The organism is Sinomicrobium weinanense, from assembly GCF_018863395.1.
Lineage (GTDB): Bacteria > Bacteroidota > Bacteroidia > Flavobacteriales > Flavobacteriaceae > Sinomicrobium > Sinomicrobium weinanense.
This window is the reverse complement of record NZ_JAHKRR010000003.1, coordinates 107445-120273: the sequence shown is the minus strand read 5'-3', so window position 1 is coordinate 120273 and position 12829 is coordinate 107445. Positions and strand designations below refer to the sequence as shown.

The window sequence follows — 12829 nt, the reverse complement described above, 5'->3', positions numbered from 1 at the left end:
CTATAATTTATTGCGAAACAATTCCCGTTCCGGGTTTACTTTCGCCTCCCGGTACCCCAATCCTTCAGAAATGGTATGTCCGCCTGTATCCGGAATTACAAAATAGGGCTGTACCCCGGAGTCGAAGTTCTCTTTTTGATAATCTTTCCATTTTTTGCCGGTATCCTTGTCATCCACATACAGCCATATATTGATATAGTCGTTTTTCTTCGTTTCAAAAACCGTTTTGTTTTTCATGACGACTTCCGATTCCATTTTCCTGCTGTTGATAACCGCATAGCCGGTAAAACATAACAGGATAGGCTTATTTTCAGTTTTGGCCTTTTCCATGCCAACTTCTAAATCTGTTATAATTTGCAGTTCGGTTTTCAAATATTCTTCCTGTTTCCCTATGGCTTCAATGTTGTTTAGAATATCAGGTTCAGAAGGTGTCCCGGTTCTGTTGTTTGGGTTTTTGCAGTTTACCAATGCAGAAACTGCAATGGCAAGGGATATTATTTTTCGCATTTTTGTTTTGTTGTTTTTTACGGAAAGGCTGGGCTTGGTTGGGAGAGGAACCGCCTGCTTAAAAAAACTCACGTTCTTTTCATAACGCCCTCATTTTGGCTACACCTTTCCTCAATTAGGCTACAAGGAGGCCAACCGGATGATTGAATTTTGTAACGTAAAACAAAAGTCAGGATCATGGAAAATCAAAAAGGAAACAAAGTCTGGTTCATCACGGGTTCTTCCCGTGGATTCGGGCGTATTTGGACTGAAGCCGCGCTTGAGCGTGGGGATAAGGTAGTAGCCACTGCCCGTAAACTGGAAAGCCTGTCCGACCTTCGAGATCAGTATGGAGACCAGGTGCTCACACTCGAGCTTGATGTAACAGACGCTGACCGGGTAAAGACTGTAGTAGAGCAAGCCTACGATCATTTCGGCAGACTGGATGTCATCCTTAACAATGCAGGTTATTCATTGGTTGGAACCGTGGAAGAAGCAAGCCTGGATGATGTTCGGGCTCTTTACGAAACCAATTTATTCGGTACACTCTCGGTCATTAAGGCTGCACTACCACTACTGCGTAAACAGGGCGGTGGTCATATATTGGGTGTCTCAAGCAGTTTGGGTCACGAGTCCAGGCCGGTCATCGCATATTATTGCTCCACAAAATGGGCTTTCGAAGCAATTCACGAAAGCCTTGCCGCAGAAGTTAAGTCTTTTGACATTAAGGTAACACTCATAGAGCCGGGGGCCTATGCGACCGATTTTGGCAGCCCTGGGTCCTTAAAGAGGGCTAACGGGCTTGACATCTACTCAGATTTTAAGGGGCAATTTGTAGAAAGTTTGCGAAATTTGGAAAAAGGAAATCCAAAGGCTACGCCACAGGCGCTTTTCAAAGTGGTAGATGCAGAACGGCCACCACTGCGACTCTTTCTGGGCAATCAAACACTGCCTTCCGTCCGTAAAGCCTACAAAGAAAGGCTGGCAACATGGGAAGCCTGGAAAGAAGTATCTGATGCAGCCCAGGGTTAATCACATAAACGAACGGGGAAAAAGGGCGTATCTTGTTTAAATTTCAACGACAGCCGATATTTGGTATCTTATCGGTTGTCGTTGCTCAATTACTGAAAAAATGAAAAGAGAAGAAAACGTACTCAGGAAATTTGATTCGTTATCGGACTTTCACCGGGCATTTGGGCTGCCCAGGCCCTCTCACCCCCTGATAAGTCTGGTAAATATTGAGGAGGTTACCATTTCAAAGGAGGCATCATTTGATTTCTTTATTTTGGGTTTTTATAAAATCGTTTACAAAACAACGCTTTGTGGTCAGGCAAAATACGGTCAAAACTACTATGACTTTGGCGAAGGCGGTTTGATCTTTACAGCTCCCAATCAGGTGTTCGAAAGTCCTAAAAGTGCTGCATCCGGATATGCCTTTTTTATCCACCCCGATTTTTTATTGACCTACCCCTTAGCCAAAAAAATCAAACAGTATGGTTTTTTTTCATACGCTGCAAATGAAGCGTTATACCTCTCGGCCCATGAGAAAGAAACCGTCATGTCCGTTTTCAAAATCATCGATGACGAATTAAAGGGTAGAATAGACCACTTTAGCCATGATGTAGTGATCTCCCAAATAGAGTTATTGCTGAACTATTGCAATCGATTTTACAACCGGCAGTTCATCACCCACAAAGCAGTTTACAAAGATTTGTTGTTCAGGGTAGAGGAGCTTTTAGACGATTATTTCAATAACTCCATATCATTAAATGAAGGTTTACCCTCTGTTCAATACCTGGCTGATCAGGTCAATGTGTCCCCGGGCTATTTAAGTGACATATTGCGCTCACTAACCGGACAAAATGCACAGCAGCATATCCATTATAAGCTGATAGAAAAAGCCAAGGAGAAATTATCCGCAACAACCCTGTCGGTTAGTGAAATTGCGTATGAATTAGGGTTTGAGCATCCGCAATCGTTCAGTAAATTATTCAAATCAAAAACAAACTTGTCGCCACTGGAATTCAGGCAATCATTTAACTAGGCCTGTTAACATCACCGGAAAGCACCTTTGAGTGTGTAATGTTAACAGGCCCTGAAAGAACGGGTGGTTTAAACCGGATAAACCGGTAAAAAGAGGGAAGCCCTACCGCCAGCAATAGCCATAACCCATGGCCGCCGAAATTGTTAACGGTTTGTAGTTATGGTCTGTCCACGGTGTAATTCAGTTCGGTTACCCCGTTCGTAAATTGTCGGGTAGTGGGCAATAGTTTTAGTTTTACCTTGTCTTTGATGCCCGTAAACAATGGAATACCTTGTCCGAGAATGATCGGGTTAACAAATAGCCAATAGCCGTCAATTAAGTCCTGTTGAATAAGTGAATGTGTCGCTGTGGGGCTGCCAAAAAGCAGGATGTCCTCACCTGGCTGTTGCTTTATTTCATTAATTTTGTCCGGAAGGTGGTCGCAGATGATTGTTGTATGGGGCAACCCCGTATTTTCTATTGTTTTTGATAGAACAACCTTGTGAACTTTACTATACCACCTGGAATGTTCAATGTCGTGTTTGGTTGCCGTCGGACTAGCCCCTGCGGCGGGCCAGTAATTTTCCATCATCCGGTATGTTACCCGTCCGTATAGGGCAGTGTTGCCTTTATTTATTCGCTGACCTACATATTCAAAAAGTTCCTGGTCAATTTTAATCCAGTCCATTTCTCCGTTCGGTCCTGCTACAAAACCGTCCAGCGATATGTGCATAAATGAAATTATTTTTCTCATACAGTTCTATTTTAATTATTGCAGAATGATTTGGATTGATCCATGTATGGAGAACTCGTCTTGAGTTCCGGGCCTCAAACCCGATGCTGTTTTAAATGTTGCGAAAGCCGTTCCATGTTTTGCACAAGACCGACATCTGCTTTGAATGCCCTTATCGCTTCTTCTTTGGTAGGAACAGAATCAAAAACATTTTGCCAAACGACTTTGGTATGGTCACCCTCTGAAAAGAGCTGTACGATAATGATAAACTTCGGATGTTGCCTGTGCTCCATGACTATCTTTTCCGGGGGTTTTACTTCCAGGTAGTGATAAAAATTAACAAAGTCCGTCCCGTCCGGGCCATGCATGGTAAAATCCCAGGTGCCACCTTCTTTTACCTCCATTTTTCGAATGGTATTGGTAAACCCCTCCGGTCCCCACCAGTCTTTGATATATTCGGGAGTTGTCAGGACTTTCCAGACCAGTTCGGCAGGAGCCCCGAATGTTCGGGTTATTTCCATGGTTCTTTTACTGATGTCTTCCATTTATTTTCTTTTTGTTTTTCCTTGCAGTTCATTTAAGAGATTGTCCAACCTGTCGAGTCGGTTATTCCATAGTGCTTTGAATGGCTCAAGCCAGTCGGCCACTTCCAAAAGTTTTTGTGCTTCCAGGTTGCAATAGCGTTCCCGCCCTTCTTGTTCAATGCTTATGACCCCACATTCCTGAAGAAATTTAACGTGCAGGGATACGGCCTGCCTTGTCATGTTAAATTGCGATGCCAATGCGTTTACTTTTTTTCTTTCTTTGGTAAGTGACATTAATATTTGCCTCCTGGTAGGGTCGGCTATGGCCTGGTATACATCTCTTCTCATAAGTGATTGAATATATTGCGCAAGTTAACACTTGCTAATTTAATACGCAAGTTATTGCTTGCTTAAAGTTGTGTTCGTCATGGACAGAAAGAGAAGCAGGATAAGGTTTTTTAAACTTTGAGTCAGGTTTTTTTATGTTTTTATTCAGCATTTGAATACTATTCAGGGGTAGCGGAACTGAAAGTGTAATATCCTTTTCAGCTCTCAAAATCTTAGTACCTTTGCCACTTCCATAGCAAAAGAAAGTTCTACATGCGCATTCAAAACGCCTACCAAAACAATCTTAAAAATATAGCTTTAACCATCCCTGAAAACCAGTTGATTGTGGTTACCGGACTTTCTGGTTCGGGGAAATCTTCCCTGGCCATGGGCGTGATCGGGAATGAAGGCTACCGGTATTTTTTAGAGAGTTTGCCGGCTTACAATCAACAAAATGCAGCTTCGATACCAACAGCTTCGGTAGATGATATAGCCGGGCTTCCGCCGGTGATCAAGGTAGAGCAATCCAGGCGTTTTCAGTCCATCAACGCTACGTTTGGCACCTTATCTGAGTTGACGCCCGTCTTCCGGATTTTGTTCGCCCGGTATTCCGCGGCAGAAAGCATGAGTAAGTCCCTGTTTTCGTTCAATCATCCCAAAGGCGCTTGTGAAGAATGTCGCGGAATCGGTGAGGCCGAATATATCGATACCGCTAAATTGGTGGGAGACGAAACCAGAACTTTACGCGAAGGAGCCATTGTAACCACGTTGCCCAACGGCTATATCGTGTATTCGCAGGTTACCGTTGAGGAGTTGAATAAGGTTTGTGAAGCACATGGGTTTCATGTAGATATTCCGTGGAAAGACTTAACTCCCGGACAACAAGAGGTGATCTGGAAGGGTAGTGAACGCATACAGGTGTACTACGGAAAGCATAGTTTGGAATCGCGCCTGCGTTGGGAAGGTTTTAAGGCGAAACCTCGTGAAATAGGTTATTATAAGGGGATTTTGCCCATTATGAACAATATTCTCCGACTGGATCGAAATCCGAGTATTCTCCGGTTTACAAGTGCTAAACCCTGCCCCGGTTGCCAGGGCGCACGTATCAAGGCCGAACATTTGAAGTATCGATGGAAAGGATTGAATTTTCAGGAGTGGATGGAGTTACCTTTACAAGAATTGTATAATAAACTCCGGGCAGGGAAGTACCGGGCAGGAGAGCAGGTGTTGGTAGACAAATTGTGCACCCCATTATACGATTTGATCCGGTTGGGGATGGATCATTACCGCTTGCGTACGCCGAGCATGGATATTTCCAGTGGAGACGGGCAACGCATCAAACTCATTAAACAGGTAAACAGCAGTTTACAGGGGATCTTATATGTTTTTGATGAACCTTCTATTGGATTGTCACCGGCCTATCAGCAGCATTTGTATAGCATTTTACGACGTTTGATCAGCCGTGGAAATACCGTAATGGTCGTAGAGCACGATTTGAATCTGATTCAGAAAGCAGACTGGATTGTAGAATTAGGCCCAAAAGCCGGCATTCATGGCGGAGAGGTGATCTTTAACGGTAAGCGGACAGATTTTCTCCAGGCAGAAGGTATAGCGAGCCCGACATTGGCTGAATTGCGTTCTCCCGCACAAAATTTGAACAGCGAACGACAACAGCTTTCGGAGGCAGACTTTCACCCGGCAGCGCAAAGTTTATCGGTAGTAAGCAGAAAAACAGCTGCGGTATTAGATTCGATTAAAGCTTATAGCAAAGAACAAGCGCTGCAATTACGCACAGTATCCGATCAGCCGATAGGAAAAACGCCACGCAGCAATCCGGCGACGTATACGGGAATGGCCGATAAGATCCGGGACCTGTTGGCAAAAACCGATGAAGCCGGGACATTGCAATTAAAGAAAAGTGCCTTTTCTTTTAATAACAAAGCAGGGCGTTGTCCTCGTTGTGAAGGAGCAGGTGTTATTACCCTTTCGATGAGTGTTATGGGAACCATTAATCAAACCTGCCCGGAGTGTAACGGAAAACGTTTTAAGCCGGAAGTACTTCAGGTATATTGGAAGACTAAGAACATCGCAGAAATTTATGATCTCAGTATAGCAGAAGCCTATGATTTCTTTCGGCATGAAAAGAAATTATCCGAAATTCTGGCGTTGATGCTGCGTTTAGGTTTAGGATATATCAAACTCGGGCAACCGTCTAATACATTAAGCGGAGGCGAAGCACAGCGCATTAAACTCACCAAACACTTTGCGAAGGCTGCCAAACAGACCATCTTATTGTTAGAAGAACCGAGTATCGGGCTGCACCGGCAAAATGTAGTGCAACTGCTAAAGGCTTTGCATCAGTTGAAACACGAAACTTCGGGGATCGTATGTTTTGAGAATCACGCTTTGTTTCAGTCGGGCTGTGATGTATGGGTAAATAATGCCGAAAGTATAGCTGAGGTAAGCGAACGTATTCCCGAACAATCGGCCACTGACGCCATTCGTATCAAGGGAGCACGGACCCATGCGCTGAAAGACATTGATATTACGTTGCCTAAACAACAACTCACGGTGGTTACGGGAATTTCGGGATCGGGAAAATCTTCTTTGGTGATCGATACCCTGCATGGCTACGGATTACAGGAAATGAGCAAACAATTTTCAAGCTATCAACAAAACAGGGTAGGAGTTGATTATCAGTTTGAAGTAGACCATATCACCGGGTTAACGCCCAGCATTTGTATTACCCGGAAAGATCAGCAGTTCTCTGAGCGTTCAGATGTAGCCAGGCAAACCGATATCGATAAAAGTTTGCGTTTTGCCTTTTCGCGTAAAGCACAATACGAAGGCAGGGAATGGTCCGCCAGTCATTTTTCGAATGCACACGAATTAGGGAAATGCGGTGTTTGTGACGGTGTGGGACAAGAATTGCTTCCCGATCTGTCTAAAATAGTGCTGGATTCAGCCCTGAGCATTGCCGACGGACTCTTTGAGCACAACAAAGCCTTGTATTACTATGGGCAGGCAGGCGGACAGTATATGGCGATCGTAAGTGAAATAGGGAAGGTGTATGGTTTTAATCTGCAAACGCCTTTTAAGGCATTGACCCGGGAGCAACGGGCTGTGATCTTTCATGGAATCCCGGAGAAAACCTGGGAAACTACCTGGACTTTCAAAACAAGGTCACGAGCGGGAACCCAACAGCTAAAGATGGAGTGGAAAGGTTTGTTTACCTATTTAACGGACGAATACTTTCTTACCCGTAAGAACAAAAATATTCAACATTTACGTGCTTTGTTAGCACCGGAAGTTTGTAGCCATTGCCAGGGCAGCGGGTTACAACCCGAGCGTTTGGCGGTTACCCTGGGTGGCAACACTATGCGAGACCTGAAAGCGATGAGTTTACAGGAGTTTGAAGAATGGTTGGTAAATATTCGGCCAAAAGATGCTATTGATGCTGAATTGGTAGCAAAATTACATGCGCATCTGCAACATACCCTGGAGCGGGCGCGTCAATTGCATATAGACCATTTACAGCTCAACCGAAAGTCGGGTACTTTGAGTGGCGGCGAACAACAGCGGGTTTCGCTCGTCAAACAATTAAATAGTCCGTTACAAGGGGTCACCTATTTGCTGGATGAACCTTCGGCGGGCTTATCCCAAAACAATATACCAGATCTGATCGCTTTGCTGAAAACGCTTGTAGCCAAAGGCAATACGGTCATTGTCATTGAGCATCACAAAGACATTATGTTGGCGGCCGACCATTTGGTGCAGATAGGTCCGGAAGCAGGAAGCATGGGGGGTGAAATTACGTTTCAGGGAAGTGCAGCCGCTTACCGGTCTTCAGAAGTATGTCATCCTTATATAAAAACAGAAAGTAGTGTGGTACGCTTTCAGCAAGGAAAAGAGCATATTCATATAGAAGGCATAGAACGTCACAGTCTGAAAAGAGCACAAACAAACATTCCGGTAGGCGGTATTACAGCCATAACAGGGAAGTCGGGTATCGGGAAGACTACTTTGGTAAAAGAGGTGGTAATGCCAGGTTTACAGCAGCATCGACCTGTATATTGCAAGCGTATCGATTTTCCGAAGCCATACCAGGGCATACATTATTTTGAACCTAAGAAACTACAAGCCTATAACAGTACTTTGCTGGTAGCCTATTTGGATATCTTAAAAGTGATCACTAAGGTATTTGTAAAGGAAACAGGGGGTAAGGCCAAAGACTTTTCGTATAAGACCAAAACGAGTCAATGTTCGCATTGTCAGGGAAGTGGTGTTGTAGCCACGAGTTTGGATGTAGCTGCCAGGCATATTGAAATTTGTGATGTATGCGAGGGAAAACGCTATCAAAAAGCTGTTTTGGCATATACCATAGGCGGAAAACATATGGCAGATGTCCTGGCAATGAACGTTACAGAATTGCTGGCCTGGATAGCCGCTTATACCGGTACAGCCAGGGCAGTACAACAATTACAGGCATTGAGCCATATAGGTCTTTCTCATGTGCGACTCGACCAAACGGTAAAATCACTTTCTTCCGGAGAAAAACAACGTTTGTTGTTGCTCAATTGGTTGCAAAACAAAACGAAAGATCAACTATTGATATTAGATGAACCCAGCATAGGATTGCATTATGCCGATATCGATTTGTTGTACGGGGTATTGCAGCAACTCAGTGTGCACAATGATCTTTTAGTGATAGATCATAACCCTTATTTACTGGAAAAGATAGGCGTTGGCGTGGTGTTGGAGTGATGTAATGAAAAAGGTTGGTTTACACACTTTTTGGGATAGTGTCAAAAAAGTCGGAGAACCGGAGGGCAGAAGGGGTCAGTAGCTTTTTATCCGAGGTTATGAATTCTTCCTTTCAGTTTACTTCTATTAAATGAATTCACCCTCGTTTGGTCTTGTTTTTTTATAATTCCATAAACTATTACGGGTATGAGCAAAAATCCGCCAATAATATAAATCACATAATGATTCCTGCTTCCTGTAAATATCGGGTTCACGAAGAAGAACATTAATGGGGTTCCAATTAAAAAAATCAGTCCTGCTCCTATTTGAGCAATTTTTGATTCTTTCGTAAATAATTCATCAACATGAAATTCCGTTGTTGTTCCGCAATTTTTACAATTCAGCGCTTTTTTTTCTCCGTCTTGCATTGCAAATTCAACTCTTGTATGCGTACTTGTAAAATATCCGATTTCAGTTTTGCAATTTTTACATTTTCCGTAAACTTTCATTTGTTTTAGCCATCCGTATTTATATGTTACCCAGCTGGCGCCCGTTTGCAACGGGTGTTCATTTTATCCGGCATTTGTAATACCCTCCTGTGCGCGTTATAAACGCATTACTACGATGGGTCCTCGTCTCCGCGACGCTCAAACGAGGACCAGTTGGGGGTATTTTTCAGGGGTAAGAGCATTTTGCCTTGTCTAAAGGTAAAGGGGGGCCTCGTTTCCGTTGCACTCAAACGAGCACCTGGTAAGGTTCTTTGAATAGACTTAGAAGACTAAGACAGGAAACCCAATACCGGGCCTTTTCGTAGGATCTGACTGTTAAAATTAAACTTTTTGCCCAATTACTACCGGTCCGCTTTTTGGGGAGGGTTACAGGAGCATTCCATAAACATCCCGGCCAAAGCAAAAATAATCCCCAATTTTTTTCATACTAAATATTTAACATGTAATTGAAAGTTAATATACAATGTCCAGCCAACAAAATCTGCCAGTTTGATACGACTGGAACACCTGGTTTTATTAATCGATAAAATACTTGTTCGGATCTGCCTTGTTTTGCCAAGGGGCTTTCGGATAAGTCCAGTAGCCACAAGGTGCTTCAAGACAGATTATATGTTTTTCACCCCAGGCCAATATGATGTCCTGGCTTTTATTGTCAATCGTTAAACTTCCATGCCATAAGCTCAATGATACGCCACTGACTGCTTTGTTCCGATGGATCACTTTCTTAAATCGAAATATGGCTCCCCGGGGAATTTCTAAATCCGTGCTCTCCGGTGAAATATCCGGATCCGGCAAATAATAAATACGATCATATTCGTCCCAACGTAAATATGTGGGATGAATAACCCGCAATTCCCGATTGATATAATTCAGATACGGCTTTTTTCCGCTTACATCTCTATTTTTGTCTGTCAGTACATAAAAAATTAAAGCTATTACCCCGGTAATTACTAAAACTATAATGCCGATTATTATTTTTTTCATTGTTCCTTGCTAATCAGAGGCCTTTTAAAATCGTGAATTTTCTGCTGGCGCCCGTTTGCAACGGGTGTCTATTTTATCCGGCATTTGCAATGCATTTTTTATGGTGCGTTACACCCGTACTGAGTTTATCGAAGTAAACGCTTTTTACGATAGACACTCGTTTCCGTTGCGCTCAAACGAGCGCCAGGAAGTAAACAGCTGTTTTTACCAGTTTTATTAATTTATCTGAGGTATAAGGTCTGCCCACTTCGCGAGGATAAGTATTAACCAAACAGCGCCAAAAGCAATCCATAAAACACCTTCACCTATACCAATTTTCCTAAGTCTTTTATTTGGTATATGATCCCTGTACTGTTTTAAAATGAGCCCCCGAAAAAAATAGGCAGTGACGCAAAATATAACGGTAAGTATTATCAAAAAGAGTATCATAATCCTATTATTTTATTAATTACTTGTATCTTAAAGTTTAAAACAAACCGCAATAATTTATTTCAGCTTGTTGCCCAACATACAAATATACACAATTAGCTTTTTTTGATTTTAACCGCTTTGCTTGATTATAATGTAGATTCCGGCAGTGATAACTGATAAAGAGAAAATAAGAGTAATCCAGGGAGTAAGACTTCTAAGGAAGTCCGGGACGATAATAATATCCTGTGGTCTGTCCGGATTATATCTAATACGAACCTTGTTTCCCGGTTTATAGGTTTTAAAGTTAAATCCGTGCCCGTACTTTGCTGTAACCCAGGAATTGTCCGTGGTCTGATATTTTATGATAGGATAGTACAGGTGCAAGGTTCCGGCATACCCGGTGACAATGCCGGTTGTTTCTACCCCGTTCTTTCGTATTCTTTTATATTTCAAATACATGTTTTTGTATAAGTCAACAAACTGGATTATTCCCAGCAGGAGAAATATCCATCCTGTATATAATGAATAATCCGATATTGCGAATACTACTATGATAAAGGCCATAATTGCAACGGCGTTTTCAGTTTGGTGTCTATCTTCTTTCTTTTCGGGTATTTTTGTCATATCCGAAATAGGAATCAAAGTGGCTAACCCCGCTGGCGCCCGTTTGCAACGGGGGGGCATTTTATCCGGCATTTGTAATGCCCTTTCATACGCGTTACACTCGTACTGAGTTTACCTGTACTGAGTTTACTTGTACTGAGTTTATCGAAGTATCGAAGTACCGAAGTATCGAAGTATCGAAGTAAACACATTACACGACGGGTCCCCGTTTCCACAGTGTTCAAACGGGGACCATTGGGGCGATGCTAAATGCTTTTTATTATTGTGTAGCCATACCATTGGCAAAAGCCTTTATTCTATTTTCTCATATTCTTTAATTCCAACGTGATTTTCTATTAAATACATTTCAGGCTTTCCAACACCTATTCCCATTTTCATTCCACATCTCACAAAATATTCTTGGCCTTTTTGAATGTCAATAACAACTGAATCCTGAGATTCCGTTTTGCCCCAAAATTTGTGTTTTCCAAAATCTTTGGTTTTATATTCAAATTTTTCGCCATTCCGAACCCTCCCGATTTCGGTTTCGTCATCAAGTCTTACTTTATAACCAATGGCGCTTCCTTGAAAACTTTTTGGCCGGTAAAAATAAATGATGGCATAATCGGCATCTTCAGGTAATCTTGACTTGTTTTTCAGGGTTCTTTCAGAAGTTAGAGTTGCCATGGCCTCCCGGCCGGAGTTCCTATAAAGTTTTGCTTTTATTCGATAGCAGCTACTACCGAAATTCGGTTTTTTAACTTCGGTCAGTTTTATGATGTTTGCTCCGGACTTTTTGGCGGTTTCTTTGGCGTTTTCAATTACAGTAGTATATCCGCAATCTGTTGAAAATCCTGAATCCCCTATTTTCAAGTCCCCAACCAACACCGAATTTTCAGGAACTTTTTCACTTTCGTCAAGTATAATAATTTTATCCTTGGATTCCAGTGGCGGAAAAGTTGTGTTTGCCAGGTTGCTTCTGATTTTTGGTGAACACGCCACCAGGGTGATTCCAATAAGCAGTAAGGGTAATTGTATTCTGTTCATTTGAGTTCGTAGTTTAAATTTTGCCAATTCGTTATAATTAACACTAAAACAGCGATATAACCCCTAAAATTTCAGGGCAATAACACTTTTTTACCTGTTTTTAATAGCATTGGATTTTATAGTACGATCCGCAAATTATTCTACGGAATGCCATAACCCCAACTATTTTATCCAATAAAGCCATAAGATGCTTACCCAAAACGAACCTCATTTCAGGCATTAAAGTAGGGGGAAGAAGGTATCACCACTTCACTAAAAAGTCAGTAATACGCTTATAAATATATAAAAATCTTAATTAACCTGTCGAAAGTATAATTTCAGAGCCAACAAAATTTCATTGGGGTTCAAACGAGGACCAGTCGGGACACCTCATAGAGGTAGTGAATTTAACAGTTACAAAGAAAACAAATACCCCACAGCGTATTTTGCGGATTCCCGT

Annotated in this window: 11 protein-coding genes; 3 read left to right on the top strand and 8 right to left on the bottom strand. The window is 42.4% G+C overall.

Annotated elements, in window-relative coordinates; all coding sequences use genetic code 11:
- Positions 1 to 507, bottom strand: coding sequence for a hypothetical protein (locus tag KN811_RS10180; protein ID WP_187964252.1), 507 nt, complete (start codon positions 505 to 507; stop codon positions 1 to 3).
- Between the two features lie 177 nt (positions 508 to 684).
- Here KN811_RS10180 and KN811_RS10175 point away from each other — a divergent pair, with 177 nt between their 5' ends.
- Positions 685 to 1518 carry an SDR family NAD(P)-dependent oxidoreductase gene (locus KN811_RS10175; RefSeq protein WP_187964253.1) on the top strand — a complete coding sequence of 278 codons (834 nt, stop codon included), beginning with the start codon at positions 685 to 687 and terminating at the stop codon, positions 1516 to 1518.
- Positions 1519 to 1618: 100 nt separating this feature from the next.
- Positions 1619 to 2530, top strand: coding sequence for a helix-turn-helix domain-containing protein (locus KN811_RS10170; RefSeq protein WP_187964254.1), 912 nt, complete (start codon positions 1619 to 1621; stop codon positions 2528 to 2530).
- 157 nt (positions 2531 to 2687) lie between these two features.
- Here the strand turns inward: KN811_RS10170 and KN811_RS10165 are convergent, their stop codons facing one another.
- The 3 genes from KN811_RS10165 to KN811_RS10155 form a co-directional block, all read right to left on the bottom strand.
- Complete coding sequence (locus KN811_RS10165) at positions 2688 to 3263, bottom strand: dihydrofolate reductase family protein (RefSeq protein ID WP_187964255.1); 576 nt, start codon at positions 3261 to 3263, stop codon at positions 2688 to 2690.
- 74 nt (positions 3264 to 3337) lie between these two features.
- Positions 3338 to 3787 (bottom strand): SRPBCC domain-containing protein, encoded by a 450-nt coding sequence (locus KN811_RS10160; protein ID WP_187964256.1) that lies wholly within the window; start codon positions 3785 to 3787, stop codon positions 3338 to 3340.
- Entirely contained in the window at positions 3788 to 4114 is a 327-nt protein-coding gene (locus KN811_RS10155; protein WP_187964257.1) for an ArsR/SmtB family transcription factor, read from the bottom strand.
- A 252-nt stretch (positions 4115 to 4366) separates the two neighbouring features.
- Between KN811_RS10155 and KN811_RS10150 the strand changes: the two genes are divergently transcribed.
- Positions 4367 to 8857, top strand: a complete 4491-nt coding sequence (locus KN811_RS10150) for an excinuclease ABC subunit UvrA (protein WP_187964258.1) — start codon at positions 4367 to 4369, stop codon at positions 8855 to 8857.
- Positions 8858 to 8943: 86 nt separating this feature from the next.
- Here KN811_RS10150 and KN811_RS10145 read toward each other — a convergent pair whose 3' ends face one another.
- The 4 genes from KN811_RS10145 to KN811_RS10130 form a co-directional block, all read right to left on the bottom strand.
- On the bottom strand, positions 8944 to 9345 hold the full coding sequence (locus KN811_RS10145; RefSeq protein ID WP_187964259.1) for a hypothetical protein: 402 nt from the start codon (positions 9343 to 9345) through the stop codon (positions 8944 to 8946).
- A gap of 516 nt (positions 9346 to 9861) precedes the next feature.
- Complete coding sequence (locus tag KN811_RS10140; RefSeq protein ID WP_187964260.1) at positions 9862 to 10329, bottom strand: hypothetical protein; 468 nt, start codon at positions 10327 to 10329, stop codon at positions 9862 to 9864.
- 540 nt (positions 10330 to 10869) lie between these two features.
- Positions 10870 to 11364 (bottom strand): DUF3592 domain-containing protein, encoded by a 495-nt coding sequence (locus KN811_RS10135; RefSeq protein ID WP_187964261.1) that lies wholly within the window; start codon positions 11362 to 11364, stop codon positions 10870 to 10872.
- Between the two features lie 291 nt (positions 11365 to 11655).
- A complete protein-coding gene (locus tag KN811_RS10130) occupies positions 11656 to 12390 on the bottom strand; it encodes a DUF2846 domain-containing protein (protein ID WP_187964262.1) in 735 nt (244 codons plus the stop codon).
- Positions 12391 to 12829 lie beyond the last annotated feature (439 nt).